A 15,982-nucleotide genomic window follows, 5' to 3' on the forward strand; every position below is an offset into this window, starting at 1 on the left:
TTTCGCATAAACGAAAACCATCTCAAAAAGGATTTCCACTGCTATCCTTAACGCAGAATGTAGTTATTGAATAGACACTTTTGCACCATTATAAAGCTTACCGTTTGCGGTAGTTATATAGCGTTCATTTGCACTAAGACCAGAGAGTACTTCTACCTGATCTCCAGTAATTCTACCTAATCTCAACCAGCGTAAAATAGCTGTATTACTCTCACTAACTGTATAAACTCCAGAGAGTTGACCTTGAGTAACTAGTGCTGTGTTAGGAATTACTATTTGCTCCACTGTAGATTTCTTTTCAACGGGAAAAGCTACCGTAGCAAACATTCCAGAACGTACAGAAACTGCCGTTTCATCAAGCGCAATTTTTACTAAATACTGTCCACCAGTATATTGTGCAGACGGGCTGATTTCTTTTACATTTCCAGTAAGTGTTTCATTCATAGATGAAATGGTGATTGTTACTTGAGTACCTGTCTTGATTTGGGAGATTTCAGTCTCTGGAACCATAGCGATCACGTCATATTCTCTAGGAGATTCTAGAGAAACTAGTGGTTGTCCAGGATTTGCCATATCTCCTTTTTTCACATTTTTACTGGTGATGACACCGCTAAACGGTGCTGTGATGTTTGTGTAGGCAAATTGAGCATTGATTTCATTTTTCATTTGTTGAGCGCCTTCTAGACGAGCTTTGGCCATGTCATAGTTTGCGGTGATATCATCTAGCTCTTTTTGTGAAGCGCTGTTATCTTCAAACAGGTTTTTAAAACGATTGTAATCTTTTTGAGCATTTTTAAATGCAGCAGTAATCTCTGTGATACTAGCATTTACTTGAGCTTTTTTTGCTTGTAAGTCTGTGTTATTAATAGCAACAAGTAACTGTCCTTTACGTACTTGATCACCTACATTAACGGGTACATTATTCACAAAGCCCATCATGCGAGTACTAAGCTGCGCGCTGTTTGCAGCTTGAACTTTACCGCTCACCGCTAGGAATGGGCTATTACCGTTACTAGCTACAGCCTCTACCGTTACTGGTATTGCTGGTGAGTTATCTACAACAGGTTGCATTTCTTTCTCACCACAACTCGTTAACACTATGGCTGCTGTAATTGCGATATAGAGGTATATATGTTTTTTCATTTGAAATAGTATTGAATGGGAAATTTCTTAGTTTGATGCTGTTAAAAAAGTAAGGTAAGCTTGAGCATAATTGAACTCATAAATAGTTTGATAATACTCTAATTGTTTTTGAGCAAATTGTGTTTCGGCGCTTAGTAGATCTGATATTTTTTCTAGTCCTTCTTTAAATCTATTAGTACGTATGCGTAAAGATTCTTGAGATTGCTCCAGAGCTAGTTCAGATAGTTTTAAGCGGTTTGCAGCATCTTTAATTAATCGCTGCGTCTTGTTGATTTCTAGTTTGCTTTGAGAAACGTACTGGTTGTATTCTAATTTAGACTTTTCAAGTGATGCTTTACTTTTTTGAGCTTTTCCTATAAGTTGTGAACCTTTAAAAAGATCCCAACTCAATTGTGCGCCTACCACGTAACCATTTGCACTGGCTTGAAATAAATTATCGTCAAACATCTCATAACTACCGAATGCGTTGAGACGTGGAAGAAAGGCCATCTTATCTGCCTTATTTGCGGCTTCATAAGCGCTTGTTGCTAGTTCCATCGCTTTTATGTCTGATCTGTTTTTTGATAGTTGTGCCTCTTTTACAACCAGTGATGATACTAGAAGGCTATCGCTAGGTTGATAAATGACATCATCTTCATCATCCATTAAAAAAGAAAGATAGTTAGATGCGTTTTCTACATTACTTTGCGCGGTTTGTAATTGATTTTTTAAATCAGTTACACGTACTTCTACATTCAGCACATCTGCACGTTGTAGGTAACCTTGCTTGAATCTATTTTGCGCAAGTTTTAGGTTAGCATTTGCAGCTTCAAGAGCTTTTTCTAGAACGACTACACCTTTATAAGCGAGTTGTAATTGCATGTAAGCTTTTTCTACCTCAAAGGTGAGGTACTCTGCCGTGCGCTGGCTTTTTAATGACATGGCTTCCATAGACGCACGAGCTGCTTTGCGCTGGTAAATTCCGTCCAGGTTTAAGAGTGGTTGTTGTACTTCTATGACCGTTGCAAAGTTTTGAACTTGATCTGGATTATTGAGTAGGTCTGGATTGAAGTCGCTTTGAGTTAAAATACCTTGATTCAATTTAGAACCAAAAGCCATTAATGGATTAGTGGTAATAATACCTGTGTGACTTGCCGTTATATTAGGCAAGAAAACAGCTTTAGTCTGATCAAAATCTGCTTTTGCTTCTAGAAATTCTTGCTCAGAAATCTTAATGGAGTTGTTGTTTTCAGTAACCTTGAGTGCGACATCGTCTTTAGAAATGAGCACGATGTTTTGTGCAAGTCCTTGAGTCACGAATACCAGCATACATAATAATAAAACTAGATTTTTCTTCATGTTCATGTTTTGATAAAAACAAAGTTAATTCTATTAAAAGTGCAGGTTGGTAACATAGGTTACCTAAGTATAAGTTCCTGTAAAACTTGAGACTTTTTAATCTGCAAGGCTTAATTTTGCCACAATATGGATTCATTAACGCAAATAGTTCTAGGTGCAGCGGTAGGAGAAGCTGTGTTAGGAAAGAAAGTAGGAAATAAAGCAATGCTTTATGGTGCAATTGCTGGTACTATTCCAGATCTAGATGTCCTCGCTTCACAAGTCACAGATACTGTTACTGCTCTTTCTATGCATAGAGGTTTTACACATTCTGTTCTGTTTTCAGTAGTTTTTGGGCTTTTGTTTGGTTGGATTGTTTCACGTTATGAAAGTCACAAAGATTTAAAAGATTGGGTGTGGCTATTCTTTGCGGCATTTGTGACACATCCTATGTTAGACTCTTGTACGACTTGGGGAACACAGTTGTTTTGGCCGTTTGATTTGAGACTGGCTTTTAAAAACATCTTTGTAATCGATCCTTTATATACAATTCCGTTTTTAGTATTCTTAATTTTTGCGATGCGTCAAAAACGCACCTCGCCTAAAAGAGCTTTTTATAACAACATGGGATTGATCGTGAGTTCCTCTTATTTAGTAATTACATTATTATTGAAATGGGCCGCGTTTCACCAATTTGAAACCGCACTAGAAAACCAAAATATCAGTTATCTACAAATAGACACTAGACCAGCGCCACTCAACACGATTTTATGGAGTGCCAACGTGGAAACTGATAATGCTTATCTACTAGGTAATTATTCTTTTTTTGATTCTCAACCCATCAGTTTTGAACGCTATCCTAAAAATCATGAATTACTCGGTAACCTCATTGAAAATGAAAAAGTCCAGCGCATGATTCATAATTCCGAAAACTGGTTCACCATAACTAAAAAAGACGAGAAGCTTTACTTTAATGATTTGCGATTTGGTTTAATGAGCACCGCACCGCAAGCTCAGAATTTTGTGTTTCAATATGAAATTACCGTAGATGATGCAGGAGAAGTTCATTTTATAGAAGCTCCTAAAGATACCAGAGATGCAAAAAAGCTGCTGAGTGAATTATGGACTCGTGTAAAAGGAAATTGATTATAGAAACCTCACCTCAGTCCTCTCCAGCGCAGCCTAAGCAAATAGGTGGAGTTTAAGCGATTCAAAGACACTAATAAATGTTGCCTTTTAACACTAAATAAGGTTTAGTTTCAAAATATTATAGACTAAGAACCAAATGAATGAAGACGTTAAAAAAAGTCTATTCATAAGTAATGCTCCATATACCGCGCACTTCGTTAACATCATATCCTGTCGCTTTATCCTCGGGATATAATTTTGAGATTGCAGTGAGAACCGTTGGGTTAATATCTTTATCTGTGGTACCGTGGCACTGTAAACACATCGAGTTTGTAGTTATGGGATAATAAAAATGATTTTTTCCATTCACGAGCTCAGTTATGGGTTGATAATCTTCTTTACTTGCTATTGCTTTTTTAAACTGATCAATGATTTTGAGTTCTTTTTGATTTGCTTGGTTCTGTTGGTTTCTAGGTTTATCACTTACCCTTTTAATAGTTGCGTTTTGTGCTATAGCCATACTGTCTGTAATAGGATAAGCTTGCTTATTACAGAATAGGACTGCTTCTTTAGTTCCTTTTTTCTGTATGGTGCCCATCAGGTTTTTACCTAGCTCCTTTTTAGTACTCATGGCATATTCCAGACCACGATCTACCGGAGAATTATTTTTTGCGGTAGTTTTATCTACTACTTTACCTTCATTACGATATTGCATTTTCCCTTGGCTTTCTTCTTCTACATGCTGTTTGAACCAGTCTGGTTCATCTATTTTATAGTTATAAATGTAGTCTGCGATTTGTCTTATTTCTTCTTCTACAAAAGGCTGATAAGGCATAACGCCAAAACGATTAACAGCACCGCGCATTTTGGACTTATTCCCACTTGGTTTTTCTACAAATCGCCACATAGCGTCAGCAAATTCTTGTTGAGTAATATCGTCTGTCATGTAATGAGATTTTATTGCTACCATGGGTGGAGCGATGCGTCCTTTCTCATGTGTAGATGGATTATGACACACATAGCACTGTGTTTCCATTAGTTTTTTACCTGGATGGTTTGTTGCTGGTAAAGATTCCTTAACGGCTGTATTATCTGTATAGGTAGTTTTTTTTGAATCATTACAGCTCGTGAATAAAAGGAGCATTAATGCAGTTAATAGTAAAGAGCTGTAGTGTTTCATCTAGTAATTATTTTGCTAATAAAAATTTACAATCTGTAATGGGATAAACTCCATGATCTATATCTTTAGGTAGATTTATCAAATCTCCAGCTACTACGGTGTGTTCTTTTTTTCCTATGGTAATTTTTGCGCTACCTTCAATCATATAAAGCGGCGCGTCCATAGGTGCAGAGTGTGGCTTTAAAACCTGATCGCTTTTCATGGCAAACAGGATCATTTTATAAGCATTACTTTCAAACACGACTTTATTTGCTGTTTTATCACCATATTCAATTTGTGAAGCGAGATTCATGTCACTTTTTATTACGGTTTTTGGTGCTGGATTACAACTTGTTAGAAGCGCAACCGCGCTTAATGTGAGAAGGATATTTTTCATTAGTTAGATAGTTTACCAGTAGCACAACTCACAAACGATTTTGCTTTTGAAACTACATTATTATTTTCTTCAATAGATGGATAACCTAGTGATTTAAGCTTCTCTTTTACCAGGAGCACATCTTCAGTCTGGACACTTTCAAAACTCACAGCAGCATTTTTATTATCTACTGTTACGTCAGTAATATTGGGCAGTGCGCCTATTTTTGTGATGATCGTATTTGCGCAACCGCCACATTTTAAATTTTGTACAATGATGGTCGTTTTCATAGGAGTTTGATTTAAAGAGTAAGTTAATCAATTGTGTCTATAGTATTTGTGACCTAAGTTACACAACCATCATTTTAAAGGAGTTTAGGTGGTATTGAGTGCGCTTTCGCGAAAGCGTAACAACAACTACAGCACTGCTATAAAACTGCGATGTAGTTCTATTTTACCTAAATTTTCCATTTTTTTAAGTAATCTCGAAATCACCACACGACTGGTATTGAGGTCTGCGGCGATTTCTTTATGTGTGGTGTATATATGCTTACTGTTGAGAATCTTAATCTTATCGTTGAGGTAATTTTCTAAGCGCTCGTCCATGTTATTAAAAGCAATATTATCTACACTTTCCAGCAATTCCATCATGCGCGTGTGGTAACTAGAAAATACAAAGTTGCGCCAGGTTTTATACTTACTGGACCATTCTTCCATTTTGGCCACGGGAATCATCAGTAGTTTTACTGGTGTTTCTGTAACCGCACGGATCTCACTTTTAGAATTTCCCACACAACAGGTCATGGTCATCGCACATGTGTTTCCACGTTCTAGATGATAGAGTAGGAGCTCATTACCTTCAGTATCAGGTCGCAATATCTTTATACTACCAGAGAGTAATAGAGGCATGGATTTAATATACTGTCCAGGTTTCATTAATTCATGGCCAGCTGCAACTTCTTTAAAAGTGGCAACCTCGTTTATTTCTTTTATAAGTGCTAGTTCGAATTGTGAACCGTAATATTCTTTAAGCTCTTGAATCATCTTTAACCTGTTTTGCAATCTGTGGCTGGTACTTGAAAAACAAGTGTGCCCATATAGACTTAGAAACAGCGCCTATATAAGGAAAGCTAACTGCTAGTACAGCAACTATTGAGATAAATATAGTCATTGGGTTACTTGCGTAACCAAAAATAAGTAATAAAACATAAGTCGCTACGGCAAATGCTATTCCTACTGCATAAGAAACATACATAGAACCGGTATAAAAACTGGGTTCTATACTGTATTTTAATTCACATTTAGGACAGTGTTCTTTTACCTTATTCATTTTAGAAAAATTATAAGGACTCGCTTCAAGAAACTCTCCTTGTCTACATTGTGGACACTTCAGAAAAAGGATACTGTGTATAATAGATTTCTTAAACATCTTTTTATTTCAAAACTACATACACAAGCCTTACGTCTATGTAACCTAAGTTACACAGTTTAGTTTATCTAACTTTAATCTTTCTGTTAGTGACATCGTTCCAAATCGTTCAAAAGCTTCTCGCTTTAGAGCTTCTCTATAATCAATATTGATGAACATTAATTAAATTTTTCCTATGTCAAAAATGTAGTGAGGCGCTTTTAACAACTACATCTTAACAGTAAGCACAGGCATCAAGGCATGATTTGCAATGTCCTCGCTTATACTACCTTGTAAAAGATGTGAGATACCAGTGCGACCATGTGTAGGAATGGCGATGATGTCTGCACCAGATATGGCTGCATAATTCATAACGCCTTGCTCTACCGTATAGTCTGCATAGCGATTTACGGTATTTATCGCTTTTACAGGATCTGGATGATTTACTTCTTTAAAGAATTGAAGTAGGGTTTCATCGAGCTCACTAGTACTTTTAAAATTTTTACCAGGTAAATTCACGTAAAGGAAATCGATGCGTGCTTTTAAAATAGTCGCCACTTCAACCATTCTATGATAAGCCTTAATAGCTTCTATGTTAAAATCGCTTGCAAAAAGAAGACGTTCTGGTGCAAAATTGATGTCGTTATCTTTTACAACCAGTACTGGAACTTCTGAATGGCGCACGACCTTCTCTGCATTACTTCCTTTAATAATTTCAGTAATACCACTTGATCCGTTTGAAGCCATCACTATGAGTGCAGCATCTATATCTTTTGCAAGATCATTTATTCCTTCAAAATCTAGGTGCTTTTGCATTAAAGGTTCAACAACAACTCCATCTAGAAAAGGTAACTCATTCAACTCTTCAAACTTTTTACCTACGACCTTGCTGTAATAAATGGCTTGTTCAAAGCTGTTGTTTTTACCATTCAAACCTTCTTCTAGTCCAGTCATGTGGATTAAAACTAGTTTTGCATTGATACGTTTTGCAATACTAGCTCCTACCTCAAGGGCTTTATGAGATGTGCTGGAAAAATCTATAGGGATAAGAATGTTTTTCATGTTGTTATCATTTGTATTAATAAGTACAAATTTACACTCCATCCTTACCGTAAAACATGATAAAAATCAGCTTTTGAAAGTAAATCACGACTCAGTTTTCTTCTATTATCCTAGAAGTGAGTAGTCAAAATCAGTTACTGGTTTTTTCTTCATTTTTTTGAGCATCCATAATCCTTCGGCTATTGGAATTTCTAATTCTAATGCTGGATTAAGGTCATTCTCCATGTACCATAACCCATTGATGGTTTTCTTTTGCAAGTTGAGTGAACCGTTATATGTTATTTCAAAATCGTGTTGTAGTTCTTGAGTAGAAACACCATCATCTAAAATGACCGGATTGCTGGAATGTTGTGCTGTAAAAGAAACAAAATCATCTTCCCAGTATCCATTGAAAGTGCTTGTTTTACCGGTAGAAAACGGACCTTTTTTTTCTGTATGATAGCCTGTGATAATGCCATTCTTAAATTCAAGCTCTGCAAATAGAATGACTTTCTCGCCAAAGAACGGCAGGTCATACCCTAATCCATAGATGTAATATCCTTCCCAGTAGCCGTTTAGTTCTTCCAATATTTTTAAATTTTAGTATGATTAATCAGTAAACTCATAAATAAAACTATTCCTTTGAAATCACCGAATGATAATCATGGAAAGTAAACTGTCCAGAGAAAAGAGAAATGGATTTGTCCACCACTTTTTCTGCGTATTGTTTAGAGAAACCTAGCTCTAGCGCATATTCATAAACAATGCCTCTTTGCAAGTCATCCTGAATACCGTTTGCATAAATGACCTGAAACATTTCAAATAATCTACGTAGTCGTTTATTGATGTCAGATGTTTTTTCAACAGGATACTTTTTAGGTTCCTGAATGAGTTGATTATACTCTTCTTCAGTAATACCTAGCTTGACGGCGATAGGTTTTAAAAATGCTTTTTCATTTTCGTCTATGACACCATCAGATTGTGCCATGTAAACTAGTGATGAGAAATGTGCAAAACGCTTGCTGTGTTCCTTTGAAGAAATGCTTGTGAAATCACTCATGATTGTTATTTTATTTACTCTAAACTATTCTCGATCGATCATTAAATAATCCAATTGCAACTTATTAAACGCTGTATTGAATTTCTTGATATCAGAGTTCAATACTTCGTCAAAAACAGATAATTGCTTTTCAATTTCCACAGTAAGTTCATCTTTAACTTGAATACTTTGAGAAGTAGGAGCAAAGTCACCTATTTGAGCCAGACTATTTAAATGAGCTAGTTTATTAGTTAATCTAATAGGGAAATTCAATGGATCCTGACCACTGCGGTTTTTAGTTTGATATAAAGCTTTTTCTACGGCGCTGAATTTCTCTTTCATCTCTTTGGACATAGTTATCATGTCTTTGATGCCTTGTTCTTCTCGATCACCATAAAGCGATTCAAACGCACTTAGTTTTTTATTGAAAGCACGTATGTTTTTAATGGATTTATGAGCTTTATCTACGGTAGCGTTGACTTCTTTTACAAAGTCAAATTGCGCTTGCATATCGGCCACACTAGCCTCAGCATTTGGAGCTGGAACTATAGTAATAGGTTGTGATTGCTTTGCTCCATTTACTGTGAGTTCTACTTTGTAATTACCTGGTGTTGCTTGAGGTCCAGAAAGGTTTGCCCACCATAAGATCATGCCTGGCAACTTTTCTGCACCATCGTATTGTGTATTCCAGTTGAATAAGTTGGCTCCTTTTTTAGTGTCCAATTTGTTCTTCTTGTCATAAGTTGAGTATGTTTTTATCAACTCGTTTTTAGAATCGTAAAAACTCAAAGAAACACTGTCTTTTTCTTTCATCTCTGGAAGAAAGTAATGCACTTGAACTCCAGATGGATGATTTGCTCCAGCAGTAAGCGATCCAGCTCTACCGCTTCCACTCATTCGGTAAGCTGTTTTAGGTTTAAAAAGTTGCGCTTTACTTGAACTGGCAGTAAAAGATTGTCTCACTAATCCTAAATTATCGTGAATCCATAAACTTCTTCCTTGAGTGGCAATAACTAGATTGTTGTCTTTTACAGCCAAATCTGTTATAGGAACAATAGGTAAATTCATCTGGAAGGATTTCCACGATTTCCCATCGTTTGTGGAGATATACAATCCAGTTTCAGTACCTGCGTACAACATTCCTTCTACTTGATCATCTTCTCGTATCACACGACTAAAATGTTCTGAAGGAATACCGTCCGTAATCTTTTTCCAACTTTTACCATAGTCAGTAGTTTTATATAAATAAGGAGTAAAATCACCTAGTTTATATCGAGTAGCGGCTAGATAACAAGTCGAAGCATCATAACGACTAGGTTCTATACTGTTAATTTGTGCCCATTCTGGCAATCCTTTTGGAGTAATGTTATTCCAGTTTTTACCACCATCTTTAGAAAGATGCACAAGACCGTCATCACTACCTATCCATAGCTCACCAGCATTTAATGGCGATTCTGCAGCCGCGAAAATGGTACAGTAATATTCTACACTGGTGTTATCTTGTGTAATCGGTCCACCACTAGAAACTAATTTTGTAGGATCATTTCTAGTGAGGTCTGGTGAGATGGTTTCCCAACTTTGACCTTCATTTGTGGTTACGTGTACGTTGTTAGAAAACGCATAAAGTTTGTTAGGTTCGTGTTTTGAAAATAGAATTGGGAAATTCCATTGAAAACGGTATTTCATTCCTTCGGCGCCATGTCCCATTGGGTTGTCTGGCCATACGTTTATGGCACGTTGGGATTTTGTTTTGTGATTGTAGCGTGTTAAGTAACCACCATAGCTACCACCATAAACGATGTCGTTATCCTTAGGGTCCACAGCGATATGTGCACTCTCGCCACCAGCAGTTCCTTCCCAATCATCTTCTGTAATACTGCGACCTGTTGTGCGATGAGGTATTCTTATCGTTCCGTTATCTTGTTGTGCTACATATATTCTATAAGGAAATGAGTCATCTGTAGTAACACGGTAATATTGCGCCGTTGGCTGGTTGTGATAGGTGCTCCAGGTCTCGCCACCATCATATGTGACTTGTGCGCCACCATCATCTCCCATAATCATGCGATTAGGATCTTCTGGAGCAATCCATAAATCATGGTGATCGCCATGTGGTGCTCTTGCGCTAGAGAATGTTTTTCCACCATCAGTACTTTTATGATAGGATACATTCACTACGTATAGTTTATCGACATCTTCCGTATCGGCATAAATACGAGAATAATACCAAGCTCTTTGCCTTAAACTACGATCATCGTTGGTCTTTTTCCAGGTTAATCCTGCATCGTTACTGCGGTACAATCCACCTTGATCTTTGTTTTCTACGATGGCATATAATCGGTCAGAGCTAACTGGTGAAACCGTAATTCCCATAATTCCAAGTGTTCCTTTTGCAAAACCTTCATTCTTTGAAATTTCCTTCCAGGTTTCTCCATAGTCGGTACTTTTCCAGATAGCGCTACCATCGCCACCACTTGATAAACTATAAGGTGTACGTTGCACGCGCCATGTTGTAGCATATAAATTACGCGGATTACTAGGGTCGATTATTAAATCTACAGCTCCAGCAAGATCATTTGCATATAATTTTTTGTTCCATGTTTTACCACCATCGGTAGATTTGTAAACGCCACGTTCTGCAGTTGGCTTATAAATATCACCGAGAACCGCTGCATAAATGGTGTTATGATCGTTAGGGTCGATGGCAATTCGAGGTACGTGTCTACTTTTAGGTAATCCAGCTTGTGTCCAAGTTTTACCTGCATTTTCTGTTTTCCATATTCCGTAACCGCTCGATACGTTACCACGTAAAGTTTTCTCGCCACCACCTACATAAATTACATTATGATCGCTAGGTGCCACGCTTACTGCTCCTATTGAGCCACCGAAAAATCCATCAGAGATATTGCTCCACGTGCGTCCACCATCCATTGTTTTCCATACGCCACCACCGGTACTACCAAAATAGAACAAGTTAGGTTTCCCAGGAACTCCTGTAACCGCAGCACTTCGTCCACCACGGAATGGTCCTAGCAGTCTGAATTCTTGAGATTCATAGAATTTTTGTTCTTCTGGTGGTTCTGGTAATTGTTGTGAGTCCGCTTTCGCGAAAGCGAGAACAGTAAAAACAAATAAGAGGTAGTGAAGTTTATTCATGGAAATGATAATTTGATTTAAAGATAATACACAGCGTGCATAAATCAAGGAAAGGGAATAATAGAAAACCTGACCTAGGATAAGTAATAATGACAAATGTGACAATTGCTTGTTTTAAGCCTCTTTTCTATAACTCAATGGTGATTTGCCCACTTGAGTTTTAAAGAACTTTGAAAAATGACTAGGTTCGTTATAGCCTAGTTCATAGGCAATTTGCTCTGCACTTTTATCAGAGTATCTCAGTAGTCTTTTAGCTTCAGAGGCTATGCGGTCGTTAATGATTTTAAGCGGTGACCTTGCATTATGCTTTTTAAAGAAATTAGATAATGTTTTAGGAGATTTGAAAAGCAAGTCAGCATAGTCAGCCACTTGATGTTTTTCTTTAAAATGTTGTTCTACAAGAATATTATACTTTCTAATTAAATCAACTTGTTTAATTGATAAATCAGCTTTATGAGTCTCTTGTTTAATCAATCGTGTAGAAGTGATAAGCATTCTTTTAAGTAGAGTGCGCAACATTTCACCTTGAATGTGGTCTCTAGTTTCAAACTCTTCTTGAAAAATAACAAGCATGGCATTAAAGCTGGCTTGCTCCTTTGGAAATAAATTAATGATAGGAGCACTTGATGAACCGTAGAATAAAAGTCCCATACAAGATACCTCAGAGTCACTGTGCTGGATACAATAGAATTCACGGTTAAACACAAAAGCAATTAAGCCATAATTATCCTTAGGGATGTCCACTACGTTTACTGGTGTACAAAAAAGAACCTGATTCTTTTTAAGAACCACATCATAACCATCTACGACTAGTTTTTCTTCACCTTCAGTACACCATACAATTTTATAAAGTCCTTTCTCTTGTAACAATTGTAGTGATGGACCACACTGGAAACTGGTAATAGTAAATCTGCCTTCTTCTTTTATACTATGATAGTCTAATTTCATGTGATAAAACTAGGAAGAATATATCATAAAAAGTTCACGCTTATAAATGTTTTCTCATAGAACCTATTCCACCAGCGTTTACTACTTTAAATCCATTTGCTTTTAATTTGTTTGCAGCTACGCTACTACGACCACCCATAGCACAATATACAATCACAGGTCTATTTTTATCGAGACTGTTCATTTTTTGATCAATAACTTGTACAGGAATGTTTTTTGAACCTTCTATGTGATTGCCGTTAAATTCTGATGCGGTGCGTACATCTAGCAATTGGGCATTTTCTGCCAAATATTTTTGAATAATTTCCTTCTTTTTGTTTTTAAATAATCCGAACATGATTTCTTTCTTGAGACGATACTTTTTTCATTTCTTAACAGCAATGTAGTGAAAATGTAGTTGTGATTGCAATTTTGCTATATCAAGATCGTATTGCCCAAAATAAACTAAGACAATTGCCCTATTGATGTAAAACCTATAAAACTTCAGTTTTGTACCTGTAATCACTGATAGAGTTCAGTGAAGTCAACTTAAACATACTGAAATGAAAAAATTAATTGTACTTACCATTTTATTGTGCACACTTGTTTCCTGTGACATCGATGGATATGGACCTAAGGTAAAAACTAATGGAGTAGAGGTTTACTATAAACCAGATACCTTAAAAGAAAAAGCTCAAGAATTATCTGAAATGCTCTCTGAAAACGGATATGGAAAGGACGGCGATGTGAGCTTTCAAATAGTAAAGGACAGCATCATCAATATTAATATGGTGACTCAAGAAAAATACTACACTGACACTTCCATGGATTATGCGCTCAATGCGGTTTCTATGCTGTCTGCATTAGAAATTTTTAAAGGTGAAAAAGTTCAACTGCATGTTTGTGATGAGGTATTCAATAAAAAACGTTCTCTAGATGTAGTAGAGTAAAATGGGGTCTGTAGGCAGCATTATATTAGTAACCTTAGGACTTATAATTCTGGCTTCGGCTGGCTATTTCTTGACTCGTAAAAATGAGAAAAAGCTATTTAACTGGTTTTATGTTCCAGCTCTATTATTAGCTATTTTCTCTTTGATGACCAGTTGGATCTGGCTGTACTATTTTAGTTTGTACAGTAGTTTGCCAGCATTAATAGTTTCTCTTTTGTTGGGATTTCTAGCATTCAGGATTAGTAGGAATTGGCGTGTGATAAGACCACTCCTTATCGTCCAGATGGCAGCTATTTTCATAGGATTGTTGGGCGCTTTATTTTTTAGGGTCATCTAATAATGGAACTTAAAAAGAAAACCAGGACCATGCTGCCACAGGAAGCGCTTCAACTCAAAAAGTCCAGCTGGATTATTTTCTTGATTATTTCAGAATTGATTCTGTTTCTAACGGTTGCTTATTATTTTGATTCATTGCCGGTGGTCATGCGTGCCGCAGCAGTTATCATCCCTACAGCAGCGACGTTTATTTTTACACAGCATCATTTTAAGAAAATACAGGATATCACGGCAAATGAAGTCATTGAATATACCGGCAGGATTAATAAACTGGTACATTTTAAAAGTAGTTCGCTTTCGCGAAAGCGGAATAGAAATAACCAAACACGATACATTATTATTTCTGATAAGATATTTCACCTGTCGTCCAAACAGATCAAAAAATGTGAGCTTCATGCCGTAGTAAGATTGGTTATGGCGCCCAGAAGCCAGGTGATTTTGAGTGTCAACAACATATAAATTGGGGTTAGTTTTAGGTCAATTGCCTTATTTCATTTCGTTATGGAATAGGGCAATTTTGTTTTAAATAATTCAATCATGAAAAATATAATTTTAGTTTGTTTATGTTTCGCTTTCGCGAAAGCGAACTTATCACACGCCCAGAAAAAGGTAGATCTGGATACCTATGCGCCTAAAAATCCGCAACCTTATATGCTCATGGCACCAGTTGCTCATAATTATGTAGGCGATGTGGTCAGAGTAGATAAAATATGGCAATCTGGAAAAGTGCTGACTTCCAGTCATTATAATCGTGATGGAGTTTTGGATTCAATATCTACCAATGATAAAATAAACGAATACAGTTTTGATAAGTACACTCCATCTAAGAATGAACAAGGGCTTATTATCGAAGAATCCAGGTCAGAATCAGATGGAGACGAAAGTAAAAGAACCTATTCCTATTACGCAAGTGGATTGCTTAAAACCTATACCAAATGGAAACGTAAGCAAGTGAGAAAAGGAGTTTATAGAATGGTAGAAGATGATACCAGAACCTATGAATATGATGAGGTAGGCAGGTTGATTAAAGAAGATGATTATGTTTTCAAATATACCGTAGAAGGCAAAAAGCTGACTATAGATGTCATGGAAGGCGATAAACAGTCTTTTCAATATGTATATGATCGATATGGCGACTTGATCTCTACTACCAGTTACTGGACACAAACTCCTAAGGTGACTAACTTCACTTACGTACGAGATAAAAAAGGAAACGTTATTTATAACTTTTCAGATGTAGATCAAAAAATATCTGATGTCAAGAAGTTTTATTATAAAGATGGAACTGTAAGTACATATCCACACGATGATATAACCGATGGATTAGTCATCAAGGATAACGGTTTATACTGGAACGGATTCAAAAATGAGGTTTCTATTTCCCAAGGTTTTTATGAAAAAGGCAAGCTTAACGGTTTAGGCTGGCTGGTAGATTATGGAACACGATGGGAAGGAAATTTTAAAGATGGAAAATTAAATGGTTATGGAATGATTCAAGACCTTTCAAAATTTGAAACTTTTATATCTGGGACGTTTAAAGATGGACTTCTCGATGGTCGTGGGATGACGTTTGAGAATGGAAGTCCAGTGGAAGCAGGTATTTATAAGAAAGGAAAACTTATAGAATCAAATGATATAACTGCCGCGTTATCAGATGAGACCACTTGCAAAGAAAAAGAAACCTGTCCCGATGGATTCCAGCGCAAAAAGGAGCAAGGTTATAATACCTATAGTTATAGTTTTTTCAAGAACGGGAAACCTATTGGGCCATCTTTTATGACCAACCGCTCTATAAATGCACATGCCTACAGCGATGAAAACGGACTGCTGCTTTTCAACGGTGAGATTAACAAAATACGCGTGCTAGCTAGCTATAAAGATAACGCAATGAATGGGCTTGGGTATTTTTCTCAAGGAAAGCAGTATAAAGCAGGAGTTTTTGAAAATAACGAACTCAAAAAATCCCTGATCAAATAACAGATGACAGGTTAAGGCAATTGCCT

Annotated in this window: 17 protein-coding genes; 4 read left to right on the forward strand and 13 right to left on the reverse strand. The window is 36.7% G+C overall.

What is annotated here, in order from left to right; all coding sequences use genetic code 11:
• Positions 1-63: 63 nt before the first annotated feature.
• Positions 64-1,143, reverse strand: a complete 1,080-nt coding sequence (locus tag ACSHWW_RS10015) for an efflux RND transporter periplasmic adaptor subunit (protein WP_435682312.1) — start codon at positions 1,141-1,143, stop codon at positions 64-66.
• A 27-nt stretch (positions 1,144-1,170) separates the two neighbouring features.
• Positions 1,171-2,481, reverse strand: a complete 1,311-nt coding sequence (locus ACSHWW_RS10020) for a TolC family protein (RefSeq protein WP_435682313.1) — start codon at positions 2,479-2,481, stop codon at positions 1,171-1,173.
• 126 nt (positions 2,482-2,607) lie between these two features.
• Here ACSHWW_RS10020 and ACSHWW_RS10025 point away from each other — a divergent pair, with 126 nt between their 5' ends.
• On the forward strand, positions 2,608-3,606 hold the full coding sequence (locus ACSHWW_RS10025) for a metal-dependent hydrolase (protein ID WP_435682314.1): 999 nt from the start codon (positions 2,608-2,610) through the stop codon (positions 3,604-3,606).
• Positions 3,607-3,769: 163 nt separating this feature from the next.
• Here ACSHWW_RS10025 and ACSHWW_RS10030 read toward each other — a convergent pair whose 3' ends face one another.
• From ACSHWW_RS10030 to ACSHWW_RS10080, 11 genes are all read right to left on the reverse strand, one after another.
• Complete coding sequence (locus ACSHWW_RS10030) at positions 3,770-4,768, reverse strand: Tll0287-like domain-containing protein (RefSeq protein WP_435682315.1); 999 nt, start codon at positions 4,766-4,768, stop codon at positions 3,770-3,772.
• Positions 4,769-4,775: 7 nt separating this feature from the next.
• Positions 4,776-5,144 (reverse strand): cupin domain-containing protein, encoded by a 369-nt coding sequence (locus tag ACSHWW_RS10035; RefSeq protein WP_435682316.1) that lies wholly within the window; start codon positions 5,142-5,144, stop codon positions 4,776-4,778.
• Entirely contained in the window at positions 5,144-5,413 is a 270-nt protein-coding gene (locus ACSHWW_RS10040; protein WP_435682317.1) for a heavy-metal-associated domain-containing protein, read from the reverse strand. The genes ACSHWW_RS10035 and ACSHWW_RS10040 overlap by 1 nt, the downstream gene beginning before the upstream one ends.
• Before the next feature lie 126 nt (positions 5,414-5,539).
• Complete coding sequence (locus tag ACSHWW_RS10045) at positions 5,540-6,166, reverse strand: Crp/Fnr family transcriptional regulator (RefSeq protein WP_435682318.1); 627 nt, start codon at positions 6,164-6,166, stop codon at positions 5,540-5,542.
• Complete coding sequence (locus ACSHWW_RS10050; protein WP_435682319.1) at positions 6,150-6,452, reverse strand: DUF983 domain-containing protein; 303 nt, start codon at positions 6,450-6,452, stop codon at positions 6,150-6,152. The genes ACSHWW_RS10045 and ACSHWW_RS10050 overlap by 17 nt, the downstream gene beginning before the upstream one ends.
• 306 nt (positions 6,453-6,758) lie before the next feature.
• Positions 6,759-7,592: a universal stress protein gene (locus ACSHWW_RS10055; RefSeq protein WP_435682320.1), complete on the reverse strand. Its 834-nt coding sequence runs from the start codon at positions 7,590-7,592 to the stop codon at positions 6,759-6,761.
• 105 nt (positions 7,593-7,697) lie between these two features.
• Positions 7,698-8,159: a hypothetical protein gene (locus ACSHWW_RS10060; protein WP_435682321.1), complete on the reverse strand. Its 462-nt coding sequence runs from the start codon at positions 8,157-8,159 to the stop codon at positions 7,698-7,700.
• Between the two features lie 46 nt (positions 8,160-8,205).
• Positions 8,206-8,631, reverse strand: a complete 426-nt coding sequence (locus ACSHWW_RS10065; protein ID WP_435682322.1) for a TerB family tellurite resistance protein — start codon at positions 8,629-8,631, stop codon at positions 8,206-8,208.
• 24 nt (positions 8,632-8,655) lie between these two features.
• Complete coding sequence (locus ACSHWW_RS10070; RefSeq protein ID WP_435682323.1) at positions 8,656-11,766, reverse strand: WD40/YVTN/BNR-like repeat-containing protein; 3,111 nt, start codon at positions 11,764-11,766, stop codon at positions 8,656-8,658.
• A gap of 114 nt (positions 11,767-11,880) precedes the next feature.
• A complete protein-coding gene (locus ACSHWW_RS10075) occupies positions 11,881-12,714 on the reverse strand; it encodes a helix-turn-helix domain-containing protein (protein ID WP_435682324.1) in 834 nt (277 codons plus the stop codon).
• A gap of 40 nt (positions 12,715-12,754) precedes the next feature.
• Positions 12,755-13,051, reverse strand: coding sequence for a rhodanese-like domain-containing protein (locus ACSHWW_RS10080; RefSeq protein WP_435682325.1), 297 nt, complete (start codon positions 13,049-13,051; stop codon positions 12,755-12,757).
• Positions 13,052-13,256: 205 nt separating this feature from the next.
• On the opposite strand from ACSHWW_RS10080, the gene ACSHWW_RS10085 reads away from it, so the two are divergent.
• The 3 genes from ACSHWW_RS10085 (at position 13,257) to ACSHWW_RS10095 (ending at position 15,956) form a co-directional block, all read left to right on the forward strand.
• Positions 13,257-13,643, forward strand: coding sequence for a hypothetical protein (locus ACSHWW_RS10085; RefSeq protein ID WP_435682326.1), 387 nt, complete (start codon positions 13,257-13,259; stop codon positions 13,641-13,643).
• Positions 13,644-14,009: 366 nt separating this feature from the next.
• Positions 14,010-14,438, forward strand: a complete 429-nt coding sequence (locus ACSHWW_RS10090) for a hypothetical protein (RefSeq protein WP_435682327.1) — start codon at positions 14,010-14,012, stop codon at positions 14,436-14,438.
• A gap of 78 nt (positions 14,439-14,516) precedes the next feature.
• Positions 14,517-15,956, forward strand: coding sequence for a hypothetical protein (locus ACSHWW_RS10095; RefSeq protein ID WP_435682328.1), 1,440 nt, complete (start codon positions 14,517-14,519; stop codon positions 15,954-15,956).
• Positions 15,957-15,982: the final 26 nt, after the last annotated feature.

The sequence above is a fragment of the Nonlabens sp. genome (assembly GCF_051251825.1).
Lineage (GTDB): Bacteria > Bacteroidota > Bacteroidia > Flavobacteriales > Flavobacteriaceae > Nonlabens.

Excerpts from the sequence above, each read along its gene's own strand:
- ACSHWW_RS10015 (WP_435682312.1), bottom strand. The coding sequence starts at position 1,143 with ATGAAAAAACATATATACCTCTATATCGCAATTACAGCAGCCATAGTG.
- ACSHWW_RS10020 (WP_435682313.1), bottom strand. The coding sequence starts at position 2,481 with ATGAAGAAAAATCTAGTTTTATTATTATGTATGCTGGTATTCGTGACT.
- ACSHWW_RS10025 (WP_435682314.1), top strand. The coding sequence starts at position 2,608 with ATGGATTCATTAACGCAAATAGTTCTAGGTGCAGCGGTAGGAGAAGCT.
- ACSHWW_RS10030 (WP_435682315.1), bottom strand. The coding sequence starts at position 4,768 with ATGAAACACTACAGCTCTTTACTATTAACTGCATTAATGCTCCTTTTA.
- ACSHWW_RS10035 (WP_435682316.1), bottom strand. The coding sequence starts at position 5,144 with ATGAAAAATATCCTTCTCACATTAAGCGCGGTTGCGCTTCTAACAAGT.
- ACSHWW_RS10040 (WP_435682317.1), bottom strand. The coding sequence starts at position 5,413 with ATGAAAACGACCATCATTGTACAAAATTTAAAATGTGGCGGTTGCGCA.
- ACSHWW_RS10045 (WP_435682318.1), bottom strand. The coding sequence starts at position 6,166 with ATGATTCAAGAGCTTAAAGAATATTACGGTTCACAATTCGAACTAGCA.
- ACSHWW_RS10050 (WP_435682319.1), bottom strand. The coding sequence starts at position 6,452 with ATGAATAAGGTAAAAGAACACTGTCCTAAATGTGAATTAAAATACAGT.
- ACSHWW_RS10055 (WP_435682320.1), bottom strand. The coding sequence starts at position 7,592 with ATGAAAAACATTCTTATCCCTATAGATTTTTCCAGCACATCTCATAAA.
- ACSHWW_RS10065 (WP_435682322.1), bottom strand. The coding sequence starts at position 8,631 with ATGAGTGATTTCACAAGCATTTCTTCAAAGGAACACAGCAAGCGTTTT.
- ACSHWW_RS10070 (WP_435682323.1), bottom strand. The coding sequence starts at position 11,766 with ATGAATAAACTTCACTACCTCTTATTTGTTTTTACTGTTCTCGCTTTC.
- ACSHWW_RS10075 (WP_435682324.1), bottom strand. The coding sequence starts at position 12,714 with ATGAAATTAGACTATCATAGTATAAAAGAAGAAGGCAGATTTACTATT.
- ACSHWW_RS10080 (WP_435682325.1), bottom strand. The coding sequence starts at position 13,051 with ATGTTCGGATTATTTAAAAACAAAAAGAAGGAAATTATTCAAAAATAT.
- ACSHWW_RS10085 (WP_435682326.1), top strand. The coding sequence starts at position 13,257 with ATGAAAAAATTAATTGTACTTACCATTTTATTGTGCACACTTGTTTCC.
- ACSHWW_RS10090 (WP_435682327.1), top strand. The coding sequence starts at position 14,010 with ATGCTGCCACAGGAAGCGCTTCAACTCAAAAAGTCCAGCTGGATTATT.
- ACSHWW_RS10095 (WP_435682328.1), top strand. The coding sequence starts at position 14,517 with ATGAAAAATATAATTTTAGTTTGTTTATGTTTCGCTTTCGCGAAAGCG.